This window comes from Streptomyces sp. NPDC001868 (genome assembly GCF_040297125.1).
GTDB lineage: Bacteria > Actinomycetota > Actinomycetes > Streptomycetales > Streptomycetaceae > Streptomyces.
The window spans coordinates 37,312-61,609 of the sequence record NZ_JBEOYO010000022.1; the positions used below are offsets into that span (position 1 = coordinate 37,312).

General features: G+C 70.1%; 19 protein-coding genes. 9 read left to right on the forward strand and 10 right to left on the reverse strand.

From position 1 onward, the window contains the following. Positions 1-228 precede the first annotated feature (228 nt). From ABT147_RS24845 to ABT147_RS24855, 3 genes are read left to right on the forward strand one after another with little or no spacing between them, the layout of a single operon-like run. A complete protein-coding gene (locus ABT147_RS24845; protein ID WP_351409760.1) occupies positions 229-3,024 on the forward strand; it encodes an ATP-binding protein in 2,796 nt (931 codons plus the stop codon). Continuing rightward, positions 3,021-4,049 (forward strand): ADP-ribosyltransferase, encoded by a 1,029-nt coding sequence (locus tag ABT147_RS24850; protein WP_351409763.1) that lies wholly within the window; start codon positions 3,021-3,023, stop codon positions 4,047-4,049. The genes ABT147_RS24845 and ABT147_RS24850 overlap by 4 nt, the downstream gene beginning before the upstream one ends. A 14-nt stretch (positions 4,050-4,063) precedes the next feature. Further along, positions 4,064-4,420, forward strand: a complete 357-nt coding sequence (locus ABT147_RS24855; protein ID WP_351409765.1) for a hypothetical protein — start codon at positions 4,064-4,066, stop codon at positions 4,418-4,420. A gap of 33 nt (positions 4,421-4,453) precedes the next feature. Here the strand turns inward: ABT147_RS24855 and ABT147_RS24860 are convergent, their stop codons facing one another. From ABT147_RS24860 to ABT147_RS24905, 10 genes are all read right to left on the reverse strand, one after another. Further along, positions 4,454-4,744: a hypothetical protein gene (locus ABT147_RS24860; protein WP_351409767.1), complete on the reverse strand. Its 291-nt coding sequence runs from the start codon at positions 4,742-4,744 to the stop codon at positions 4,454-4,456. 23 nt (positions 4,745-4,767) lie between these two features. Further along, a complete protein-coding gene (locus tag ABT147_RS24865; RefSeq protein ID WP_351409769.1) occupies positions 4,768-6,390 on the reverse strand; it encodes a WhiB family transcriptional regulator in 1,623 nt (540 codons plus the stop codon). Between the two features lie 127 nt (positions 6,391-6,517). Beyond that, positions 6,518-7,204, reverse strand: coding sequence for a hypothetical protein (locus ABT147_RS24870; protein WP_351409771.1), 687 nt, complete (start codon positions 7,202-7,204; stop codon positions 6,518-6,520). 8 nt (positions 7,205-7,212) lie between these two features. Further along, a complete protein-coding gene (locus tag ABT147_RS24875; RefSeq protein ID WP_351409773.1) occupies positions 7,213-7,617 on the reverse strand; it encodes a hypothetical protein in 405 nt (134 codons plus the stop codon). A 50-nt stretch (positions 7,618-7,667) separates the two neighbouring features. After that, a complete protein-coding gene (locus ABT147_RS24880; RefSeq protein WP_351409775.1) occupies positions 7,668-9,866 on the reverse strand; it encodes a hypothetical protein in 2,199 nt (732 codons plus the stop codon). Positions 9,867-9,886: 20 nt separating this feature from the next. Continuing rightward, the gene (locus ABT147_RS24885) at positions 9,887-10,507 is read right to left on the reverse strand and encodes a hypothetical protein (protein ID WP_351409777.1); all 621 of its coding nucleotides are present in this window, start codon (positions 10,505-10,507) and stop codon (positions 9,887-9,889) included. Positions 10,508-10,566: 59 nt separating this feature from the next. After that, positions 10,567-13,548, reverse strand: a complete 2,982-nt coding sequence (locus ABT147_RS24890; RefSeq protein ID WP_351409779.1) for an ATP-binding protein — start codon at positions 13,546-13,548, stop codon at positions 10,567-10,569. 99 nt (positions 13,549-13,647) lie between these two features. After that, positions 13,648-14,130 (reverse strand): hypothetical protein, encoded by a 483-nt coding sequence (locus tag ABT147_RS24895; RefSeq protein WP_351409782.1) that lies wholly within the window; start codon positions 14,128-14,130, stop codon positions 13,648-13,650. Positions 14,131-14,178: 48 nt separating this feature from the next. After that, entirely contained in the window at positions 14,179-14,451 is a 273-nt protein-coding gene (locus ABT147_RS24900; protein ID WP_327728498.1) for a TrbC/VirB2 family protein, read from the reverse strand. A gap of 84 nt (positions 14,452-14,535) precedes the next feature. Further along, positions 14,536-16,308, reverse strand: a complete 1,773-nt coding sequence (locus ABT147_RS24905; RefSeq protein ID WP_351409784.1) for a conjugal transfer protein — start codon at positions 16,306-16,308, stop codon at positions 14,536-14,538. A 323-nt stretch (positions 16,309-16,631) separates the two neighbouring features. Between ABT147_RS24905 and ABT147_RS24910 the strand changes: the two genes are divergently transcribed. From ABT147_RS24910 to ABT147_RS24935, 6 genes are all read left to right on the forward strand, one after another. Beyond that, positions 16,632-17,273, forward strand: coding sequence for a hypothetical protein (locus ABT147_RS24910; protein WP_351409786.1), 642 nt, complete (start codon positions 16,632-16,634; stop codon positions 17,271-17,273). A 49-nt stretch (positions 17,274-17,322) separates the two neighbouring features. Further along, complete coding sequence (locus ABT147_RS24915; protein WP_351409788.1) at positions 17,323-17,685, forward strand: DUF4913 domain-containing protein; 363 nt, start codon at positions 17,323-17,325, stop codon at positions 17,683-17,685. 464 nt (positions 17,686-18,149) lie between these two features. Further along, entirely contained in the window at positions 18,150-18,845 is a 696-nt protein-coding gene (locus ABT147_RS24920; protein ID WP_351409790.1) for a hypothetical protein, read from the forward strand. A gap of 6 nt (positions 18,846-18,851) precedes the next feature. Continuing rightward, positions 18,852-20,924 (forward strand): peptidoglycan DD-metalloendopeptidase family protein, encoded by a 2,073-nt coding sequence (locus ABT147_RS24925; protein ID WP_351409792.1) that lies wholly within the window; start codon positions 18,852-18,854, stop codon positions 20,922-20,924. 65 nt (positions 20,925-20,989) lie between these two features. Beyond that, a complete protein-coding gene (locus ABT147_RS24930) occupies positions 20,990-22,423 on the forward strand; it encodes an outer membrane protein assembly factor BamB family protein (RefSeq protein ID WP_351409794.1) in 1,434 nt (477 codons plus the stop codon). A gap of 83 nt (positions 22,424-22,506) precedes the next feature. Next, complete coding sequence (locus tag ABT147_RS24935) at positions 22,507-24,237, forward strand: type IV secretory system conjugative DNA transfer family protein (protein WP_351409797.1); 1,731 nt, start codon at positions 22,507-22,509, stop codon at positions 24,235-24,237. Positions 24,238-24,298 lie beyond the last annotated feature (61 nt).

The following is a 24,298-nucleotide window of genomic DNA, read 5'->3' on the forward strand; positions in this document are numbered from 1 at the left end:
TGACGCCCCTTTCTTCACTCTGTCGGACATCTCCGGCATCTGGGGTGGTTCGCCCGTTCGCCAGAGTGAAGTCGGTGGAGCGGCCATTCCTGGCAACACCTGTGAGCCGTACGGCAAAGGGCCCGCCTGTCCGCATCTTGTGAGCCCGGCTCGGAATCGCTGTCACGCAATCCAGTCCCCTTCGGCCGACGGCGACGTCGGCCGGCGAGCAGGAGCGGTCTGAACCCCATGGACACCACGCCGTACGGCGGCACATGGCAGCGCTTCGTCGGCATGGAGGCATGTCTGCTGCGCGAGGTCCCGCGCCAACGCCTCACGGACGACCGGCCGGGCGGTCCCGGCGACGACCTGCACGCCCAACGGCTCGCCGCCCTGGTCTCCGCGCATCACGCACGGCGCCCCGACGATCCGGCGGGCGGAGCGGTGTTCGTCGGTTGGGCACGCCGGGCGGCGGACCGGCCCATCGACGTGGTGGTCGGGGGGAGCACTTTGCTCGGCGGTCGCGCGGACGCGGATGGCGGCACCACTCTGCTACGACTCCCCGCCGGCGCACGTGGGCTGGCCCAGCCGACGGGAACCGCGGCATCCCTGTTCGCCGACTTCCCGTACTGGAGCGCCGTCGCCGGTGTGACCGACGGGCTGCTCGTCGACGCGGAACCGAACGCCACCGGGACCGGCGCCGCACGGCAGCGGCCCAGCCTGGAGGACTGCCTCCTCGCGGTGTGGCAGGAGCCCTTCGCCTGGATGGTGTTCGCCGAACCGGTGCCCGCCACCGAACTCGACGACCTCACCGGCGACATCGCCGACGAACAGCGCCGCGCCATGTCAAAGGCGGACGGTTCGCCCGAGTACGCCATCGCTGCGGCCCGGCTGGAGCGACGGCACAAGGACCTGGCCAAGGCGGTGGCCACCGGACTGTGGCGAATACGCCTGCTGGCGGGCGGCCGTACGTCGGAGGACGCGACCCGCGTCGCCGCGCTCGTCTGCGCGTCGGCGGACCTGGAGGGGCTGCCCTACGCGCTCCGGCCGACCGGGCGGGTCGGGGACCTGCCCACGGCGCTCGGCGGAGTTCTTCCCGCCCCTGATTCGTATCCCTTCCACGCCGGATCCGACCTGCTGGCATCCCTGGCGCGGCCGCCCGCGCAGGAGATACCGGGCGTACGGTTCGCGCTGCGCCCGGAGTTCGATGTCACCCCCGAGACCACCGGCCGACCAGTCACAGCCGACACCCCGTCTCCGGTCCGGCTCGGTTCGGTGCTCGACCGCAACCGCAGCCCCGTGGGTGACCTGGAACTGACCCGCTCCACCCTCAACCGGCACACCTTCGTGTGCGGGGCGACCGGCGGCGGCAAGTCCCAGACCGTGCGCGGCCTGCTGGAGGCGGCGACCCATGCGGGCATCCCGTGGCTGGTGGTGGAGCCGGCCAAGGCTGAGTACCGGTTCATGTCGGCGCGGCTCGGCGACACGAGCGAGGTCGTCGTCATCAAACCCGGCGACCCCGACGCGCTCCCGGCCGGCCTGAACCCCCTGGAGCCCTCGGCGTACGCGAGCGGCGAGCGCTTCCCCCTCCAGACGCATCTCGACATGGTGCGCGCCCTCTTCCTCGCCTCCTTCGACCCCCAGGAACCGTTCCCGCAGGTGCTGAGTGCCGCGCTGACCCGCTGCTACGAGGACCTGGGCTGGGACCTCACCCTCGGCGAACCGCTCGTCCCCGGCACCGAGCCGCGCTACCCCACCCTGGAGGACCTGGAGCACACGGCCCTCAAGGTCGTGACCGACATCGGCTACGGCAAAGAGGTCGCCGACAACGTCCAGGGCTTCATCAAGATCCGCCTCGCCAGCCTGCGGCTCGGCACGACCGGCCGCTTCCTGGAGGGCGGTCGCCCGCTCGACTTCGGTGAACTCCTTCGCCGCAACGTCGTCTTCGAGATCGAGGACGTCGGCGACGACAAGGACAAGGCGTTCCTGATGGGCACGATCCTCATCCGCCTCGTCGAGTACCTGCGCATGGAACAGCGCGTGACCCGCCGACTGTCCTTCCCCTTGCGGCACTTGAGCGTCTTCGAGGAGGCACACCGGCTGCTCCGCCGCGCGGAGGAGGGCGGCGCGAGCGCCCACGCGGTGGAGATGTTCGCCGGTCTGCTGGCCGAGATCCGGGCGTACGGCGAGGGCCTGATCATCGCCGACCAGATCCCCTCCAAGCTCCTCCCCGACGTCATCAAGAACACCGCCGCCAAGGTCGTCCACCGACTCCCCGCCCAGGACGACCGCGAGGCGGTCGGCGCGACCATGAACATCACGGCGGCCCAGTCCGAGTACCTGGTCACCCTGCGGCCGGGAGAGGCCGCCGTCTTCACGGACGGTATGGACTACCCGCTGCTTGTCCGCATGCGTGATGGAACGGACCGCGAGGACGCGGGGGAGATACGGGCGGCATCGGCGGCCGCGCTGACGGGCGATCGCAGTCGGGCGTGCGGCCCCTGCTGCACTCCGGAGCCATGCACCCTGCGGGACCTGCGCAGGGCACAACGGCTGATGGACCAGCCGGAGTTGCGGATCGCGTTGTGGGCGGAGATGGCTGTGGCGGCGCATCTGCTGGGGTGGACTACGCCCTTGCCGGGCGAGGCGATGCGGAAGGCCCTCGACCCGCACCTGTCCAACGATCACGACCGCCGCCTCCTGCACTGCGCCATCGGCCAGGCCGTCGACCGCGCGGTCCACAGCCGGGTCGGCGCGCCGTCGGCCCCGGAAGCGCTGGCCGAGCATGTGGCCGCGATGATGCGCGGGCAGCTCGACGGGCAGGATCCGTGCCCGGTGGGGGAGCCTCGGTTCAGGGCGCGGAAGGGGACGAAGACGCGGGAGTACTACCACGGCCGGTCCACACCGTCCGTGCTGGAGCGGGTCGTGGGGAGCGTGGATCCGTCGGAGGAGTGGGCCACGAGCTTCTCCCGTGCTCTCTCCTGCTTCCGACGAAGGCCACGCAAGCCCGTCACGTCCACGCCGTCCACGGGAGTCGAGACATGAGCGAACTGCACGCGACCGAGACGAGACCGGACACGACCGCCGCCGATCTGGCCATGGACTCAGAAGTGCGGCACCGCGGGGATCTCACACGGGAGCCCGATGAACCTGTGGAGCCGGAAGGACCCGAGGAGCCGGAAGGACCCGAGGAGTCGGAAGGACCCGAGGAGTCGGAAGAGCCCGAGGAGCCGGATGAGCCGGATGAGCCGGATGAGCCGGATGAGCCGGATGAGCCTACGAGGGCGTACGAGCAGCAGGATGGGGCCGAGTCGCGAGACGAGGTGGATGCCTTCGACGGCACTGATGCCGTCGAGCGCGCGGAAGACAGGACAGAGGAGGCCGAGCCTCTGGAAGCTGTGGAGCCTGCCGACTCCGCCGAATCCGGTGATCCTTTCGAGGCCACCGATTCCGCCGACACTGCTCGGGAAGCTACTTCTCCCCGCGAGTTCTCCAGCAATGAAGAGGGAGCAGAGTACGGGAGAGAAACGTGGAAGGAGGCTTACGAGCAGCTGACGCCGGAGCAGTACGAAGCCCTACGTGGATATTCCGACGAAAAGGGCCCGGGAGACCCGGGGCCGCCTGACTACAAGGAGATCAACGGGGCGCTGCGCGGTTACGCCGACAGTACGGCCGAGGTCGAGGAGAGCATTTCCCGCATTGACGAGGCGATGGAACTGAGGCCGCTCCCAGAATCGGTCATGGTGCTTCGCGAGACAGGCCCGGAAGCGTTCGACCGACCGGTGAGCAAGCTTGAGGGGTCCACGCAGACCGACCCCGCCTTCTTTTCCACGGCTTTGGGCTCCGATGCCACCTTCAACTCGGAGAAGGATATCGTGCTCCATCTGGAGGTCCCTGAAGGAACGCCCGCCATGTATATGGAACAGCTCGCGTACTTCCCGGAACGTGAGTTGCTCCTGGGGCGTGGCCTCGAATACGAAGTCTCCCAGGTGGATCCGCCAGGCGACGACGGTCGGTGGCATGTGTACGGGGCGATCCTGCCCACGTCGAAGGAACAAGGAGAACAGTGATGAGTCGAGGACCGATGTCGGAGGACCCGCAGTTCCGGACTGTTTCGGCACCCGACGAATTCCCTTGGAAGACTCAGTCGGAGGTTCGGTTCGTCCCGGTTCAGCTGGATGGCGTGCAGATCGGCTACCTGTGGGCAGCGGTCACCGACGACGCGGCGGGGTTCGTCGCGCGTGGGGCGGCCGGGCGCGCAGCGCTCGTTGCGGATCTGGAGTGGACGCGGCGCCTGAGGTGGGCCAAGGCGAACGGGCTCACCCCACTGCAGGCCCTTCGGCACTGGGTCGGCGCCGAAGAGGATCCCAAGGCAGGGGCGGTTTCCGGTACCGAGGAAGGTGCTCAGAGCTTGGAGGCGCTGGAGGCCAGGGCGAGCTGATTCCCGCCCCGGTGATCGTCCGACGTCCTGGCCTCAGTCCAGCTGCTCCGTCGTCCCGTTCGGGTGGATCAGGAGGCGGATCGCGCCGCCGTAGCGGTTGTCGGTGATGGTGGCCGGGGTGGGGGCGCCGAGTTGTTGGGCGCGTTGCTGGAGGATCGCCAGGACGACGTCCTGGATGTCGCCGTACGGCGGCGCGGTGACCGGGACGCCGTCGATGAGGCCGGCGTTGGGGGAGAAGACGTGCACCTGGGCGTCCGCCGCGCCGGGGTTGGCGGCGGGCGGGGACGTGGGACTCTGGCTCGGGTACGGCGTCGGTTCGGTCATCGGGGGCTGGGGTTCCTTCCGGCTCAGGCGCTCTTCGCCTCTCCCCGCTCGGGGAGGAGGGAGCGGTCGACGTCGATGTCCTCGACGTCGATGTTCTCGACGTCGAGCACGTCCAGGACGCGAGCGTACGTGCCGCGTGAGAGGCGTTGCAGGCGGCCCGACTTGACCAGTGCCGACAGGACGTTGCTGATGGTCTTCGACGGGTCGCCGTAGACGCCAGCGGGGAGCGCGCGGAGCACGTCGCGGGCGGAGAAGGCGCCGGGGAAGCCGGCGACCGCCTTCTCGACGGCGGCGCGGATGCTGGGGGCGGAGGGCGTACGGCGGGCGGGTCCCGCTCCCGTCCCGACGGCCGGGTGGGCGCCGTGCAGGGGGTGTGCCGCCGGGTGGGGCGTGGGGGCGGCCGCCGGGTGCGGGAGGCGGTCGTGGAGCTCGCGCAGGGCCGTGCGGATCGTCTCCAGCGAGGTGTCGTCGGTGTCGTCCGACGTGGCCGCGAGCATGGTCGCGACCTTCTCTATGTTCGCGAGGGTGGCGGCCAGTTCGCGCAGCAGCGGCTCCAGGAAGTCGCGGCGCAGGGCGGCCACCGGGTCGGTGGTGGCGAGTTCGACGGAGACGGAACCGGTGAGGGGGCGCCGGGGAGGGAGAGGGGCGCCGTCCGCGTCCTCGGGGGCGTCGGCGCCGTCCGGGAGCAGCGACTCGACGGCCTCCCGTACGGCCGGAAGGTTCCGCGGGGATTCGGGGGCCGTGTCCGCGCCGCCGGGCATGCACGTCAGCAGGGCGACGAGCTGTTCGAGGCTGGTGAGCGCGGGCAGTGCGGAGCGCACCAGCGGGCCTAGCACGGCCTGCCGTACGGCCAGGGCGGGATCCTCGTACGAGAAGGTGATCCGTTGCCCGGCCTCGGCCGCTGCCATGGGTTCCTCGCTCCTGCCGTTAGACGGTCCGGATGTGTGCGACGGCCCGCCCTGAGGGGGCGTCTGTCTGTGAGTCGGCTGTGTGGTGGTGTGCGATTGCAACAGCGATGTCAACGCGGCGCGCGGCGGACGTTCCCTCAACAGGCGTTGATCATGGGCCAGTTGGCCCTGGAGCTGGTCGAACGCGTCGAGGATCCGCTCCAGTTCGGGAAGATCCGGTGCGGTCGTGCGCCGGTTTCCGGAGTGCGTCGCCGACGACTCGTCGGCGCGGGACCTCAGGCGGGTCAAGCGCCGGGGTACGGAGCCGGAGTCGAAGCGGACGGCGGCGTGGGCCGGCAGGTCGCCGTTCTCGTCGCCGATGTCGAGCATGCGGCGCAGCGCGCGCCGGTCCTCCCGGGTGGTGGCCGCCGTGTAGCCGTACGGTTCCGCGTACGCGACGGCGTCCTGCAGACATTCCGCCCAGAGCGGGCAGGAGGCGCACAGGTCGCGCGCGGTGCGGAGGAGGACGAGGTGCTGGCGGCGCTGGTCGGGGGAGACGCCGGCGGCGGTGGCCGTCGTAGTGTCCAGGCCGTAAGTTCCGTGAGGGTGCTCCGAGTTGTCCAGAAGCGGGTGCTGGAAGACGTCCGGCCTACGCCGGCACGGCAGCGCCGCGTCGGGTATGTGGGCGTCCCGGTCGACCGCCTTGCGGGCAGGTCGGGCGGGCAGCCTGGCCAGCGTCGTATGGCTTGCCATACGCATGAGTAATATCCCCCGTGATGATCTGTGATCGCGGGGGACTCTAGAACAAATTGTCAAACCCATGCAACGCATGTGCAAAGTACTGGCCGGAAACGAACAGTGACGCGACGAACCATTCACAAGAGCCTCAACTGTCCGCCGTTTTGCGGGTGTCGCGCCGACGCAGCCGCCCGAGGGCCCCGAGGGCCTTTCTGACCCGGGCCGTCATGGTCTTCGCGGATGCGCCGCGTACTGCCAGGACGCCGAGCACTCCCACGAATCCGATCGGCACGCCCGCCTCCGGGACGAACATGCCGGCGGCCGCTCCGATGACCAGGATCACATCGGCGATCACGACGGTCACGCCGCGCCTCCCCGGATGCTCCTTGACCATCCACGCACCCAGCAGCGCCATTCCGGCCAGCGCCCAGTATCCGAACGCGGCTGTCCCGGTCACGGCCGCGTTGGTACTCATCCGCGCCGCGTCACCCACCGCCGAGAAGTAGCCGGTGAAGGCGGTGGCGAGGATGGTCGAGGCGAGGGCGAGGAGGAGTTGGGCGCGGCGGCGGAGCAGCCAGACGGCTCCGCCGAGGAGCAGCACCGCGCAGACCATCACGAAGGACGAGCCGCTCTGCGAGGCGATCATGAACAGGGTGTAGGCGGCGGCCAGGCCGAACACGATGCGGGGGAGCATGCGGACGGCCCAGGGGTCGTTCCTGTCCTGGTGGAGGAGACGGAGGAGGGACTGCGTCCTGGAGGTGGTGCCGGTGGCGGATGTCCGAGCCTGTCGGGTGGCACTGGCCTCGGGACGGGGAGGGAGCGGGGTGTGGCTCATGGGTCGGGTCACGCCTCCATGCCCGCATCGCGCGACTGCGCGACGGCGGGGCGGGTCTGCGGGGGCGCCGCGGGAGTGTCGTACCCGTCAAGGGCGGCGACCTGCTTCGTCGGCGGGGTGACGCGGGGCAGGGCGTCCCACGTGCCGTTCCCGTACGGATCCGTGTGCTCGACCCGGGTCCCTGGCTGCCCCGGCGCGGTCGAGGCCGGATGCGGGCGGCTTCCCGGGGCCGTACGTATCCGCGGCCCTGCCTCGAACCACAGCGGGCGCCCACCGAAGCCCGCACACCAGTGGGCGCGCTTGTCCGCGCCCTCGGGGACGCCCGCCCACACCGTGGGCCGGTCCCCGCCGATGAGCCGCTGCATGTCCCCGACCAACTGGTCGGGGGTGCGGTCGGCGGTCAGGGCGGGCATGGGCGGCTCCTCGGGGTGGGGCGGTGCGTCAGATGGTCGGCTGCGGCTTGCTAGACGCGACCGCTCGGGCCACGGGGGTCCCTCGGGGGTGTGGGCTGCTGGGGCGCGGAGGGCGGCCGTGGGACGGACGGCTGTGGGACGGACGGCTGTGGGACGGACGGCTGGGCTACGGGCGCGGTGGGTTCGGAAGCCGCAGGCCGCGGAGTCACTGGCCGTGACTGCGGTTGTGGCTGTGGCTGTGCCTGGCCGGAGGAGTCACCTGTCCGGTTGGACGAGGTCGCTGCGCTGACTCGACCGCTGCTCCGGGTACCGGATCCCTCCTCCACCTTCGTCCTTGGTCCGTCTTCCTTCCTCGTCCCGGGGTCCGTCTCCTTCTTCTTGTCGAGTTTCTTGTAGCTCTCGTGCGTCGTCTGGGCGCTCTCGTACGCGGTCCTGTTCTTTTCGCGCTGGCCCATCTCCAGATAGCCGCCCTTCTGCAGCTTTCCTCCGAGGACCTTGTCGTCGAAGCGCCTGGCGGCGCCGCCCGCGACACGTCCGGTGACCCGGCCGGCGGCACCATCCTTGGGCTTCATCACACCGGCTGTCTTGTCGGCCAGCTTGAGGCTGCTCGCCGAGGCCGCGTCCCCGACACCCAGGGCATCGTCCGCGCCCGCGACCTGCGGCGAGAACTTCCCGGACAGCAGGTTCTTCAGCAGCATGACGACGGAGATCGTGACCAGCAACAGCATCAGCAGTTGCATGCCCAGCGGGACCGACAGCGGCAGGATCAGCTGGTAGAAGAGCAGCAGGATGGTCAGGATCACACCGAATCCGGCGCGCAGGACGAAGCTGTGCACGAAGGTCTGCCACCAGCCCCTGAGCAGCTTCTGCTGGGTCGGGTGGATCGAGATGATCGCGACGAGCGGCAGCAGGATGATCATGATGAGCGTGACCGAGTGCCACAGCAGCGTCAGCGCGCTGAGCACGACCACCATGATGCCGACGATGAGGGAGGCGATGAGCGCGTAGATCCCCATGGTGATGCGGTTACCGGGTTTGTGACCGCTCCACTGCTCGTACACGCGGGACTTCTCGTTCTTGGCGATGTAGTTGCGCAGCTCCCCGTACTGGTTCTCCTTGTGCTTCATGACACCGCCCTCCACCCCCGACCAGTCCTTGTAGTAGTCGAAGTTGGTCACCGACTGGACGTTGACCTGCTTGGCCCGCAGATCGGTGCACCGCGCCTTGTTTCCGAAATCACATGTGTCGGAACCCTTGTACTCCATGCGCTTCTTGCCCGGATCGCCGAACTGGCCGATGGCCCATGGGCGGAACGCCAGGGTGTCGTACATGGCGCAGCTGGATATCCGCATGCCGCGCTGCGGAGCGTTGGCGGCCAGGTCGCACGGCGGATCGATCTCGTCCACCGCGCCGCCCAGTACCGCCTCGGTCAATGCGGCGTTTCCTTGGGCGATTCCGGAGTCGGCGGTCTCGACCACGCGCGTGTAGTTGTTGTCGACGAGGAACGCCGACACCGCGATCACGACGAACGCGGCCCATCCCACACCCGCCCAGACCTCACGCATATCGCCCTTGCGCCACTTGCCGAACACCCAGATCCCGGTGAGCAGGATCATGGTGGGCACGGCCACCTGGAACACGTTCCTGTTCAGGCGGTCGACGACACTGTTCTTGCCCTCGACGGTGCCCTCGTACAGCGCGGCGAGAGGGCTGGGGTTGGAGGAGATCTCCTTGATGCTGATGGAGGCGCGGGTGATGAACTTGCTGAGGTCGAACACCATCTGGGCGATGGAGTTGTAGATCTCGTTCTGGACGCTGCAGTCGTCGTCGTCCGCGTTCTCGCCGCGCTCGCCCTGCTTCGCCTGGTCCTGACTCTGCTGGGTCGAGGCCCAGTTGAGACCCCGCATGGCGCCGAGTTCGTAGACGGTGTAGTCCCCCGGGTCGCCCGGCAGACGTACGGCGCCGGAGACGAGCTCACGCTTGCCGCTCCACTGCTGCACCGAGGGGAAGATGTTCTCCGCGGCGCCCGGCATGTCGGCCTTTTGGTTGATGCTGTCGGACGTCCAGTCACAGGTGTCGAAGATGGCGTTCGCCGACTGTGGCGTGGAGAGCGAGAGCGCGATCACGCCGAGTGCCACGAACAGTGCGGCGCGAGCCGCGACACCGGCATTGATCAGCGTTTTGAGGAGGGGGCGCCTCGGCCGGCGCCGTGCCGGGCGGTCGGCGCGGGGCCGGCTGAGGGTCAGCATGAGAAGTCCTTCGGAGCGGATCAGACGTCGGTGGGGATGTAAGTGGTCACTACACATCCGTCGACCTGCGCGGGCTTCTGCTCGTAGCCACTGGGGACCTTGAACTCGGGATCGCACGCCAGGTAGTTGAGGCCGGACGTCCTCAGTGCCAGGGCTGTCTGGTCGTCCTGCGGATACACCGCGAAGTCCTTGCCGATGAGGATGCCGCTGTAGCCCTTGTCCTTCATGGTCGTCTGGAACTGCTTCATGTCCGATATCAGCAGCAGTGTGTTGGGGTGGTCGTACTGGTCCATGCAGACGGCACGGTCCTTGATCGCCCAGACGGGGTCGGTCGACTGGTCCTCCTCGAGCCAGGCGGAATACCTCTCCGCCTGGGTGGAAGCGTCGTACTCCTTGCCCGTCTGCAGGTCCAGGCAAGCGGCGTGCTGGTTGAGGAAGTACTCGATGGACGCCATGTCCGAAGCCGAAGGCAGACCGCCGCTCGCCTCGCCGCCGCTCGTCTTCCCGCCGCCCTCCTTGTTGCCCGCCTCGGCGCTCGCCTTCTCGGAGGCCTTGCTCTTGTCGTCGTCGCCGTCGCATGCGGTGACCGACGCCGACACGAGGAGGAGGGCGCCGATGGTGAGTGCTCGTTTGATTCGCATGGTCCTTCTTCGCCTGTGGGGCATCGGGTGGGGGGATCGGCAAGCCCGGGAGGGCGAGGTCACACAGCGGCCGTCTCCGGGGCGGCCGGCCGTGCCGGGTCCTCCTTCATCTCCTGCAGGAACGTCCAGTCCCACACGCTCAGCGGCGGGTTGATGCCCTGCCGGGCGGGGCGGGTCGTGCCGTTGGTGTCCGTCGCCGCGAGGATCTCCTTGAAGACGAGGTCGACGGCGACCGTGCCGACGCGTTTGTCGGCGTCCCGCTGGAGGCAGACACCGGTGCGGAGCTCCTGGAGGGCGGCGATGACCTTGGGGTCGTTCTCGGGGCGGCCGAGCAGCGGGGCCACCAGGGACGCCTCCTGCGCGGACTTCTGCTTGAAGGCGAAGACCGTGTGGATCTGGTTGGCGCCACCGCTGCGGGCCTCGGAGTCCTCGATCTGGACGAGGTCGATGGCCTGCTGGGTGATCAGGACAGTGACCGCGAGATACGAGCGGCCCTGCTTCAGGGCTCGGCGCATCAGGTCGCGGCCCGACTCCGTGGCAGTGACGACGTACGCCTCGTCCACGAACAGCGCCTTGGGGCGCAGGCCGATCTCGCCCGTGACCGGGTTCTTCTCGTAGCCGACGTCGAGCATCTGGCTGCCCAGTTCCACGACCGCCATCAGGGCCGTCGCCGCGAGGCGTTCCGCCGGGTTCCAGCTGCGCGGGTCGGAGGCCGCGGGAGACTGGAAGCCGCGCAGGGTGATGACCGTACGGCGCTTGCGCATCGCGGAGAGCGGCTGCGGACGCTCGGCGAAGGCGAGACGGGCGTAGGGGAGCGTGCGCAGCTCGGTGAGGAGCATCTGCGCGAGCTTCAGGTCCTTCGCCGCCTCCCGGTCGTTCGTCGCGATGGCGTGGTCGTACGCCGCCACGACCTCGTCGACCACCTGCCACAGCGTCGGCCGCGGCACCTGCGCGTCGGCGTCGCGGGCCGTCAGGCCCTGGTCGACCGCCTGGCGGATCGCGGAGTTGTAGCGGCCGATGACCGTGGCCATCCCCTCGATGACGGGGAGGCGTACGCGCTGGTAGTCCTCGTCGCCGAGGAAGCCGCGCAGCATGGACTCGGCCAGCAGACGGCCCGCCGGGACGTCACGGGCGATGACCCAGGGGTCCAGGACGCCCGCCTGACCCTTGAGGAGGTCGACGACCTCGGTCTCCGCCCAGAACTCCGGGTTGACCGGCTGGAACTTGCTGGCCGGGGTGCCCAGGAGACCCGTCTCCGCGTCGCCGGCGAACTCCGGGTCGTTCACCTGGGAGCCGAAGGCCAGGTAGTAGCAGAGCTGGGCGAAGTCGGTCTTGGGGTCGATGACCAGGCAGCGGACGCCCGACTCCGACTCCTCGTAGAACTTCTGCAGGGCCAGGGAGGACTTGCCACCGCCGGACGCGCCGACGATGGCGAGGCCACCGCCGTCGTTGCGGGCCGGGCCCACGTGCAGCGAGTAGTGGACCGGCATCTTGCCCGCCCAGCCGACCAGGTTGCCCACCCAGCCGAGACGCTTGCCGGAGCGCTGCTCGGGGTTGTCGCCCAACTCCGTTCCGGCGGTGGGCAGTCCGGCGCCGAGCTGCTCGACCTCCTGGAGGCGGATGTACGGGGCGATGGGGAGCTTGGGCGCGTCACCCGGGAGCTGGGACTGGAGCAGACGCCACTGCTGACGGGTCGGACGCAGCAGGGTGACCTTCAGGTCCTGCTTGAACTGCATCTCCAGGACCCGGCGGCGGCGCTCCAGTTCCTTGACGTCCGGAGCCGAGATGGTGAAGCGGATCTGCGCCTCCATCCCCGGCATCTTGTGTTCCTCGATGTCGTCGACGAGCTCCTGGGCGCGGGTGACCTGGGTGGCCAGCTTGGTGTCGGGGCTGCGGCCCGAGTTGGCCATGTCGTTCATCTCGTCGACGAGGTTGCCGCGGATCTTGTCGGCGCGGTCCTTGAACTTCAGGTACGGGATGAGCGTGAACCGCATGTCGATCTCGACGGGGAACTCCACGTGCTGGGCCGCGTACCGCGCCCACGCCGTCGACTGGCGGAAGCGGGTCTCCGCCGGCCAGTTGGCGGCGACCAGGGTGGTGGTGTAGCTGGTCTGCTGTTCGCCGGTGACCTCGTCGTACTGATTGAGGACGATGTGCGTCTTGCGGTTCTCGCCGGAGAAGTCGACGACCAGGTCGAAGGCGTTGGGGCCCCAGGCGCGCGAGCCGAGCACCGGCTCGGGCGGGACGGGCAGGTCGCCGTGGAGCGGCTTGCGGATCAGCCAGACGAGCTCTTCGCGGGTGAGGGGGGTGCCGCGGAGGTTCTCCAGGCTCTCGTGTACCTCGGACGCCACCTGCGTCCACTCCGCGACCACGGACGGGGACAGGTACTCGTCAGCGACGCCCGTCGCGGCGGCGGCGACCTGGTCGGCGGCACCACTCACGCCGCTGAGCAGCCCGGCGTCGTCGTGCGGCTCGTCGTCCTGGGACATCACGCCCGTACCGCCGCCGGTGCGCTTCACCGAACCCAGCTTCACCAGCAGGATGTTGCGCTCCCGCTTGGCGCCGATGCGCTCCTGGTACTCGGCCTTGCGCAGGTTGTACGCCTTGTAGTTGTCGGTCGGGTCCCAGGCGATCGCGTTGAGGTCCTCGGCCCAGGTCAGCGCCGTGATCGGCTGGTACACCTTGCGGTAGTGGCACTCGACGTTGCGGTCGCCGCGGGCGAGGTTGAGCAGACCGCGGGGCGGACCCTCGGCCATCGCCTGCAGTTCGGCGGCGTTCAGGTACTCGTCGATGGCGGTGGGCAGGACGAGGCCCGTCCACACCGAGTCGCCGTGGACGAAGATCATGTCGTCGGCGTAGCGGTACGGGAGGCGGAGGTCCTCGCGGCGGGCGGAGGCCGAGGAGCCGGACGGCTTGGAGCGGGACGAGGACGAGCGAGTGCCGCCCCCGCCCTGGCCCTGCTTCTTGCCCGACGAGGCGGCCATGATCATGGCGACCACGAAGAAGGCGGCCGCCCCGCCCAGAAGGATCATCATGAACATGGAGGAGTCACCTGCGGTAAATCGAGGTCGGTTGGCGGTGGGGCGGTGTTGCTGCGGTGGTGGACCGTCGGGACGGCCGCTGCCGGGCCGAACGGTGGTTCAGCGGTGTGCGGAGAACGCGCTGCCGCGTTCGGCCGCGGTCCGGCGCGCGGTCTCGTAACGCTCCTGCCAGCGGGGTGAACCGGGGTTCCAGAGGATGACCTGCCAGTGCAGTTCCTCCGGTTCCTGGTCGGCGGAGAGCCCCTGCAGCCGCTTGGGCTGGAACCACCAGTCGGTCCACACCACCAGTTGCTGGCTGAGGGTGAGCGCCGAGGGCAGGGGCCGGCCCCAGACGAAGTAGACGGCGAACGGCGGCCCGAAGTAGAGGATCGACGTCCACATCGACATGCCGAGGAACGGCAGGAACGCCGACAGCGTGAACAGCGCGATGAGCCAGACCAGGCCGAAGCCGAAAGCCGCGCCCAGCGCGGGCAGCAGCAGTCCGGGCAGCGGGATGTTGCCCCAGTTCCAGATCCGCTTGGGGCGGTTGACCAGATCGGTGTGGTCGTACGCGACCAGCGGCTCCGGGGCCTCCTGGGCCATCGCGGCTGACTCCCCTCGTTCCTCAGGCGTCCGATGAGTCGTCAGTCGTCAGTTGCCCTGGCCGCCCTCGCCGCCGCCGATCTGGCTGCCGAGGTCGATGAGCACACCGGCGAGGCCGCTGGCACCACCGATGATGAGGGCGGCGAGCGCGATCATGCCGAAGCCCTGGAAGGCCTCGCGCATACCGTCGCCGCGCTTCATCGACAGCAGCATGCGGATGCCGAGGACGAGGAGGGCGATGACGGCGACCATCGTGCCCACATTGGTGAGGATGTCCTGGATCTCTCCGAACATCGAATCCAGGGTGGCTGCCAGGTACACGGGTGGTTCCTCTCGATCAAAAGTGAAAAGCGTGGTGAAGAGCGTGGTGAAGACGGACGCCGGGGTCCCGCTCAGTTACTTGGCTCAGGACTTGTCGGACTGCTTGTCCTTCGAGGACTGCTTGTCCTTCGGTGACTGGGGGGACTTGGAGGTGGACGGGGACTGGGACGGAGTGACCGCGTCGCCCTCGTCGGACTCGGCGTCCTCCTCACCGGGCGCGGCGGTCTCCTCGTCGGTGTCGGCCCGGCCGCCCTCCGCGTCCAGCACACCGCCGCGGACGTCCTTGATGAACCAGCCCTGCGCCGTGCTCACCACGGTCATCCGGTACGAGCGGTTCACGGCCCCGCCCGCCGGGTCGGTCCACGCGACCACCACCCGGAGCTGTACGGCCTGCCCGTCGGCGTAGGTGTACGGGTCGGTGCCCTGGACCTTCGGCGGCACCAGCGCGTCGACCTCGCTGACGGTGGGGTCGGACAGTTCGCCGGACAGACCGGTGGTCGCGGCCTGTGTGGCGTCGGACGTGGTGAAGCGGGCCATAGCCGTGGTGTCGGACGCGCCCCATGCCTCGAAGTAGCCCGGCAGCACCTGCTCCCGCAGCTGGTCGGACAGGGTGTCGTCGACGACCTCGGCGTCCTGGTCGACCGGCGGCACATCCGCGCGGGGCGGCAGCGGCATCTGGCCGACGTCGCCCGCGACGCGCATGCCCTCGCCGGTCGCGAGGTCCTTCACATAGACGGGCACGGTGAGGGTCGTCAGCTTGCCGCCCTCGCTGCGGACCTGGACGCCCAGGTAGCGGCCGTGGTCGCCGTACTCGGACAGTGTCTCGGCGGTACCGTCCCAGGTTGCGGAGACGGCCTTGCTCGTCCCCTTGCCGTCCCAGCCGCACTCGCCGTCGACGCCGGCGGAGGCGTAGCGCGCGAGGTCGTCACGGCGCGTGGAGGCGGTCTCCGGGGAGTACGTCATGCACAGCATCGCGTACTGCTCGGCGAAGGTCGCCGCCTGCCGGGTCGGGAACTCGGTGAGCCGGTACTTGGCCGCGTCGGCGGGGTCGAGCCCGGCGGTCGCGGGCGTCGACGACTTGCCGATCACCAGCCCCATCACACCGCAGGAGCCCAACGCGAACACACAGGTGGTGATCAACAGGGTGGCGCGGAGGGCGACATGCGTCTTGCGGCCACCGGCGGGGACACGGCCGCCGGGCTTGGGGACGCCGAAGTCGCGGGCGGGGGTGGGCCTGGCGGCGCCCTGGGCGGAGGCGGCGGGCCCGCCCGCCGGGGTGGGCCGGGCCGAGACGGGGGTGCCTGCCGTGCCGGTGGGCCGGGTCCCGTGCGTGAATGCGGAGCCGGCGGGAGCTGGAGCCTGGGGCGCGGCGGCGGTGCCGGGGGACGCGACCGGGGTGCCGGCGGCCGGGGGCGCGGAGTGGGCGGCCGTGGCGGGGGCCGGCGCCGAACCGCCCTTCTTGCGCTGCTCCTTCGCCGCCTTCTTCTGCTCGTACGCGGCCTTGCGGGCCGCCCGCTCCCGCTCGCGCTTCTCCTTCTTCGACTCACTCGCGGGGCGCGTCTCGCGAGGCGGGAGCGCCGGTACGGCGGCCTGTCCGGCCTGGGGCGTGTTGCGCACCCAGGCGGCGGCGACCTGGGCGCGGGCCGCGTCGGAGGGAAGCTGCTGTGGCTGGGGGTGCGAGGACTGCGGGGCCGGCGACTGGGCCTGGTGCGGGGCAGCGGGGTGCTGCCCTTGGCCCTGCGCCTGCCACGCCTGCTGCTGCGGTTGCTGGGGCTGTTGGGGAGGACCGAAGGACCCTGGCTGCCCGGAAGGCTGGCCTCCGCCGACCGCGCCAGCAGGGCTGTTGTGGTCTGTCATCGAGTCGGTTACTCCAGCGAGTCGGTTCCCCGTCCGCCTGGGCGGGTCACGACCGCGCCGCACGACGGGCCCTGGCCCAGCCAGGTGCGTTGGCAGTGTGACAAAGACCTGTCACGGGACCGCCGCCACTTTCCTCGCCGGGAGACCGGGGATTCCCGTTGAGGCCGGTTTCGGGAAACCGGCCGGGAAATGTGTCAGGGACACGCCGGGAAAGTGGGCTCGCTGTCCTGACCCGCCTTGGGCCCACAATGCGCGGGGCACGTCCGCCGTACGCACGATGCCCGGAACACCCTGCACCCGACGGACCCGGCGAAGGACGAGAGTTGACCGACCAGAGCGGGCACCCGCAGCAGCAACCCCAGCCCGACCCGCGCACCTGGGGTGCTCCCCAGCAGCCCGCACCGGTCCAGCGGACGCCGCCGGTCCAGCAGGCCTGGCCGACCGAGCAGACCCCGCCGGCCGAGCAGGCGCCTGCCCCGGTCCCCGCCGCGGTCCCGGCTCCCGCTCCCGTCGAGGCTCCGGTTTCCGCCGCAGTACCGGCTCCCCAGGTCCCGCAGGCCCCGCAGGTCTTCCAGGCCGACCATGCCTGGGTCGACGGCTACGAACCCGGCAATCCCTGGCAGGCACGGTTGTGCGTGGAGACGCCGTACGGGACTTTCACCTATCCCCTCACCCCGCACACGATTCCCGAACTCCTGGAGCAGATGGTCCTGGTGGCCCAGGAGCAGCAGGGCCTCCCGGTCGGTTTCGACGCCGACCCCGAGACGGGGGCGCTCCCCGAGGGCGGCGAGGGCGTCGATGAGGACCAGCAGGGTCAGGCCCCCGGCCTCCACGGTGGCCGTGCCGCCCGGCTGACCGGCTGGGCCCTCGTCCACGATCTGTGGGAACGCGAGGATCCGACGGCCCGGATCGTGATGGGCGCGGTGGTGGTCGTCCTGCTGCTCCTCGGCATCGTCCTGACCTGACCGACCACCGCCCCCGGTCCCCGAACCGGCAGCCCGTAGGAGTGGAGCGATGAGCGGTACCGAAGTCCCGTCCGAGCAGCCGGAGTTCTACTTCGCGGACGTCTACGTCTTCGTCTCCGACTATCTCGCCCAGATGGTCCGCCGCCGGGTCAACGGCTCGTCGGCGACCTGGTGCCCCCGGTGGTGGGAGCACCCCGAGGCCGGCGCCCGGCTCTCCGCGCTCTGGCTGGCCTGGGAGCACCTGCGCCAAGACCCGGCGCTCGGCATGTCGACGTGGTGGCTGCACCATGCCGACCCACATCTGAGGGTGCTGATGGACGCCGACTCGGGCCCGTTCGCGGCGTGTTCGCCCAAGGACGGGCATACGGCGTACCCCTTCGATCCGCTGCCGGTGGATCCGCGGCCGGAATGAGGGCCGTGGACACGTGCGACAGGTACGGCACGTGTGACGGGTACGGCACGTCGACCCGTACGCGAGGACGGGCGCGGTGAACCACTCGGAGCACGGGGCCAAGTAGGAAGCCGCAGAGCACGCACAGCGCATCCGGGCGGACGGACGCGCATGCCCTCGGCGTCGACGGAGTGCCGGGCGTCTCGATGTGCCCGGTGACCTGGCCCATCGGAGAGCGCCCGGTTACCTCGCCCACGGAACCGCCGTGATGTGGGCCCGGCCCGCCGAGGAGGAGTGATACGGGGTGTCCGCAGAGGCGGGCGCGTCCGTTCGGGCCTCCGCCCGGATGTCCCGCTCTTTCCCGATGTCGCCCCGCACCTTTCCCGCCGGGAATTCCCCCGACTCTCCGCACCACACCTCCCCCTACCGTGTCCCGGTCACCCGTCGACCGCCGTACCGGCTCACCACAAGGGAGGCGCGAGAGCGTGGAGTTGCCTGAGGAGAACAAGCGCACGGGGCTGCTGGCCCTGGGAGTGCTCGGTGTTCTCCTGATCGCCGTCCTCACTGTCTTCACGGTGTTCGACGGAGACGACGGAGCCGGCGGAAGCGACGAGAACGGTGGCTCCGCGGCCTCCACCGCGAGTCAGAGCGGCGGGACGGGTTCAGGCGGACAGGAGACCTCCGACGCCGACGAGGACACCGAGGACGGGGGCGGAAACGCGGCGACCGTCCCGATCGTCTCGGTCGCCGAAGCCACCGAGGCCCACGAGATCATGACGCGGTACATGGCCGGCATCAACACCTACGACCACACGGCCGAGTCGGCGGCCTGGCGGGCCCCGCTCCTGGAACTCACCGTGAACGACGCGCGGATGAAGGAGCTGACCGCGCTGCCCACCGGCAAGGCGTGGGCCACCTGCCAGGCCGGGCAGTGCACGTCCAAGGGCACCGCCGTCGTGGAGCGCGACGCGGTGATCTCGGACGACCTGGTGCGCGACAGCGGCCGTTCCATCTCCAGCCTGGTCGCGGTGAAGGCCACGCGCACCGAGGGCGGCGAGACCACCACCGAGTCGAATCAGTGGCTGGTGAGCGTTCAAGAGGTCAACGGCAAGTGGGTCGTCTCGGGATTCGACATCTTCGGGCTCGGTGACGTGGGCGCCTCCGACGACTCGGGGGCGTGACGCGCGATGGTTGCTCCGGCGGTACTGGCCGCCGCCGCCAAGGCGGCGAAGGTCGCCAAGGCGGCCAAGGCGGTGGCCCAGGCCAAGAACGGCTCGGGCGGCGGCGACAAGAAGAAGAACAACAAGAAGTGGCTGTGGATAGCCGCCGGTGTCGGTTTCCTGCCCCTGGCCGGGATCGGCACCCTCGTCCTGGTCCTGCTGGGGTCGCTCCTCGGCGGGATGGGCGCGGGAGCCGCCGCGGCGGCCTGTGACGACTACGCCGACAACGCCGAGGCCGGCAACACCGACGACGCGGCGGCCACCAACCCGGTGATGCCGGCGGGCAAGATGTACATGCCGAGCACGACCGCGCGCAACGAGATCCCGCCGAAGATGATCCTCGCCTCCATGCGCGCAGCCGCACGCTACGACGGCCTCGACTGGACGATGATCGCCGGGCAGATGTACCAGGAGACCAAGTACGGCCAGGACCCCTCGGCCGCTCCCGGCGGTGCCAACTCCCTCGGCTACATGGGCATCCTGCAGTTCGGCAAGCCGGCCTGGACGGACTACGGGGACGACGGCAACGGCGACGGCAAGAAGGACCTGTACAACATCGACGACGCGGCCTACGCCGCGGCCAACTTCCTGCACGCCAAGAAGGCGGAGACCCAGCCCTTCAAGGCCCTGCAGATCTACTCCGGTTCGTCCTCCTCCAACAGCATCTACCCGCGCGTCGTCCTCACCCAGTCCGCCCGCTACCGAGGGGTGCTGACCGGCGACAAGGACCTCATCAAGCGCTGGTACGCCCATCTGAAGGAGACGATCGAGAAGAACCCGGACTTCCCCACCCTGGGCAAGCAGTCGGACATCCCGGAGCCGGTCGGCAACAGCGCCCAGCCCAGCCGGGCCCTCAGCATCGCCGCGACCCCGGCCCGCTCCTGGTCGACACCGCCGCTGGACGACGCGGGCGACGACACCACCACCGCGATGTCGCTGGCCGCGTACTCCACCGACACGACGACCCTCGCCCTCCCTGTCGCCAAGCCCATCCCCGGTGGCAAGGACTGGCAGTGGCCCATGAAGCAGGGCACGTACCAAATGGGTACGCCATACCACAAGCAGGGCAACATGTGGAGCCTCGGCTACCACACCGGCCTCGACCTGGTGGCCTCCAGCGGCACCCCGATCTACGCCCCGGCCGACGGCAAGGTCGTGGCCGCGGGCCCCGGCGGGTCGTACGGGAACATGACGAAGCTGCAGCACGCAGGCGGCGTGATCACGCTCTTCGCGCACCAGACCTCGATCAAGGTGTCCGCCGGTCAGTCCGTCAAGCGCGGTGATCAGATCGGCACGGTCGGCGCGACCGGCAACGTCACCGGGCCACATCTGCACTGGGAGGTCCTCGTCCCGGGCGTCGACAACCCGTTCGTCGGCGGCCAGGACCAGGGCCCCGGCATGGTCGACCCCGCGGCGTGGATGGCGGGCCGGGTCACCGCCAACCCCGACTACGGCACCGTCCCCGGGGACAGCGGCAGCGAGGGCCGGAACGCGCAGTACGAGGAGTGCGCCGAGGACAACGGCGGCGCCGCCGTCGCCCCCGACGGCGCAGGAGCCTCCGGTGTCCTCCCCGACTCCGACGACCCGGTGATCCGGGCGGTCCTCGGCTGGGCGCAGCGCGGCATCGGCGTCCCGTACGTGTACGGCGCGCCGCGCCTCCAGGGCCGGAACCCGACCAGCTTCGACTGCTCCAGCCTCACGCAGTGGGCGTACTACATGGCCAGCGACGGGAAGATCAACATCGGTGCCACGACCCGTGATCAGGAACCCCGGCTCCGCAAGTACGAGGTGTCGCTGTCCGAGGCACAGCCCGGTGACCTGATCTTCTTCCGGCCCGAGGGCGGCGGCTTCTCCGGGCATGTGGGCATCGTCTGGGATCCGAAGACCAAGAAGATCATCCACGCGCCGCGTCCCGGCAAGTCCGTCTCCTTCAGCACCTGGGACGTCCAGGACGAGATCACCGGCGTCTACCGCGTGCCGATCCCGGCCGGCACCAACGTGGTCGAGGGCGACGGCAAGACCGGTACGGAGGACGCGTGAGGCGCACTCCGTACAAGCCGTACGCATCCCCGCACAGACATCAAGGACCCCACGGAGCCGGCAAGTTGACGAAGACCCGTACGTTCCTTGTCGCCGGGACGATCCTGTCCCTCGGGCTCGTCACCGCCTGTGGCGGGAACACCGATCCGGAGGACGCGGACGCCACCGGCGAGGCGAAGCCCAAGGCGTCCTCCTCCGCGAAGAAGGGGACGGGCCCGGCCTACGAGGGCGCCGAACTGCCCGGCCTGTCCGCGGAACCGGCATGGAGTGTGAACGGCCGAGGTCTCAAGGGTTGCGCCGACGACCCGGCCGAGGCCGCCGCCACCGAGGTCGTCAACTTCGACGCGCAGACCTGTGTGCTCGGGGACGCCGTGGTCCTGACGGAGGACCTGTCGGAGTCGTCCCAGGCGGAGGCGACGGAGAGCCGCTTCCGAGCCCGCCTCTACGACCCGGCGACCGGCGAGGTCCGCCGGACCGTCGATGTCACGGTCCCGGCCGAGTGGCAGGGCGGTCGCGACCGTTCCCTGGACCAGTTCATGCAGATCTCCGAGTGGAAGGACGGCTCCCCGGCCCTCCTGGTCGTCTCCGGTGACGTGGTCGAGGGCGACGGTCTGAAGAAGGCCTCGATCACCACGACGTACACCATGTACGCGCCGTCCGGGAAGGAACTGGGCAGCTCCACCCTCAGCGGTGAGGACGGCTCCGTTCTGACCGTCGAGGCGGGCCATCTGCTGACGAAGGAGGCGTACAAGAGCGACACGTACACCCCCATCGGCGGCGGTGCCCCCGTCGAGGTCCGCGACCGCGGCCTCGATCAGGCGCCGCTGGGTGCCGGGTTCGGCTACCGCGCCGTCTCGACCTGGTCCGTGGTCGACGGGAGCGGCAGCCGGCTGTCCGTCAGCGACCGCCTCACCGGCAAGGAACTGTGGAACCTGGAGGATGTCGACCGCCCGGCCGCCCTCACCGATGTCGAGGACTCCGACGATCTGAAGGTGCGACTCCTCCCGCTCACCGACGACAAGGGCATCCTCGCCTGGGAGCAGCCGGGCGACGACGCGGACGACGAGATCCTGACCGTCGTCGAACTCAGGACCGGTCGGCTGATCGCCGAAGGGCCGGCGCAGGATCTCGACCAGAAGTCCCGTGGCTGGGGCAGCACCGTCCTGTCGCCGGACGGCGGCACCGTGGTCACCCAGTTCGGTGGCGGTGCGGTCGCCTGGAACACGGAGACGGGCGCCGAGCTGTGGCGGCAGGAGGAGGACGAGCACATCATCACGCCCCTGGGGCTGACCGCCGGGGGCGTCCTCTACGCCTCCGTCGACACCATGGGGATCACCGCGTTGGAGCTGAAGACCAAGAAGGTCCTGGCCTCCGACCTCGCCCCGGATCCTGTCGCCAACCTGACCGCGGACGCCGAACCCCTCCAGTTCACGACTGACGGCTACGCGGTGCTGGCGCAGACGGACCTCTTCGTCTTCGCCCCGGAAGACAGGCAGTAGTCGCGGAAGAGAAGCCGTAGACGCCGCAGGCGCCGGGGCGACCGCAGCCCCGACCCCCACCCCCAGAAAGGACGGACCCGCGGGTGACCGCAGAACAGCAGAAGAAGCCCCGCGCCGAGGACGACTGGACGATCGAGATCGTCATCGTGGTCGCGATCGTGCTCCTGGGTGTCGTCGGGGCCTGGCTCGCGGCGAAGATCGGCGCGCCGTTCGCGGACGCGCCGGCCCCGGCGTCGAACCCGCTGACGTTCGTCGTCGACCTGGTCAAGGGCGACTACAGCTGGCCGGGCTCCCCGGCCAGTGCCGTCGCCGCAGCTGAGGCCGTAGTGCTCGGCATCCTGGGGACCGGCGCGTACCGGGTGGTCCAGCGGTTCAGGAAGAAGCCCAAGGTGGACGGGGCGGCCCAACACCTCGCCAAGGGTGAGGAGTTGGGCAAGCTGACGATGAAGGGCGCGGCGGCCACGGCCGAGCGGCTCGGGGTGAAGGCGCAGACCCCGGGCGTCTTCATCGGACGGTCCGTCAAGGGCCGCCAGCCGCTGTTCGGTTCGTACGAGGACATGCACGTCGACATCTGGGGCCCCAGGACCGGAAAGACGACCCGCCGGGCCGTCCCCGCCATCCTCGACGGACCCGGCGCCGTCCTCGTCACCTCCAACAAACGGGACATCGTCGACTCCACCCGGGGCCCCCGCTCCGCCCGCGGCCCCGTCTGGGTCTTCGACCCGCAGCAGGTCGCCGCCGAGACACCCAGCTGGTGGTGGAACCCGCTGTCGTACGTCACCGATGTCGCCAAGGCCCGCAAGATGGCCGACCACTTCGCCAGCGGATCGCGGGACGCCAACGCCTCCACGGACGCCTTCTTCGACCCGGCCGGCCAGGACCTGCTCGCCAACCTCCTCCTCGCCGCCGCCTGCGGCAAGATGCCGATCACGCAGATCTACACCTGGCTGTCCAACCCCAAGGACGACACCCCGGAGCGGATCCTGCGCGGCTCCGGGCACACCATGGCCGCCGACGGCCTCAACGGTGTCCTCACCGCCCCCGACAAGCAGCGCAGCGGCATCTACGGCGTCGCCCAGCAGATGGCGTCCTGCCTGATCAACCCCGAGGTCAACCGCTGGGTGACCCCGCCCGCCGACCCGAACGCGCCCGAGTTCGACCCGCACGCGTTCGTCCGCACCGGCGGCACCCTGTACTCCCTCTCCCGCGAGGGCCGGGACTCCGCCGGACCGCTCGTCACCGCGCTCACCGTCGCCGTCGTCGAGGCGGCCGAGGAGTACGCCACCACGCAGCGCGGCGGCCGTCTCGCACTCCCGCTCGTCGGCGTCCTCGACGAGGCCGCGAACGTCTGCCGCTGGCGCACCCTGCCCGACCTGTACTCCCACTACGGCTCGCGCGGCATCATCCTCATGACCATCCTCCAGTCCTGGGCCCAGGGCATCGAGGTGTGGGGCGAGCGCGGCATGGAGAAGCTGTGGTCCGCCGCGAACATCCGGGTCTACGGCGGCGGCGTCTCCGACACCCGCTTCCTGGGCGACCTCAGCGAGCTGGCCGGCGAGTACGACCAGCGCGAGTACCAGGCGAGCCGTGAGTCGGAGTTCGGTGGCTGGAGCGGCAACCGCACGGTCAGCGAGTCCGTCAGCCGCCAACGCGTCCTCGGCGTCTCCGACCTCGGCGCCATGCCCCCGGGCCGCGCCCTCGTCCTCGCCTCCGGCACCAAGCCGGTCCTCGTCGAGACCATCCCGTGGTGGGAGGGCCCGCACGCCCGCGAGGTCCAGGAGTCACTGCGCAAGTACGACCCCGGGGCGCGCTGAGCACGACTCCGGTGCGCGCCGAGCGGTCCGGGCCGGGAACGCCGACCTGGTGTTCCCGGCC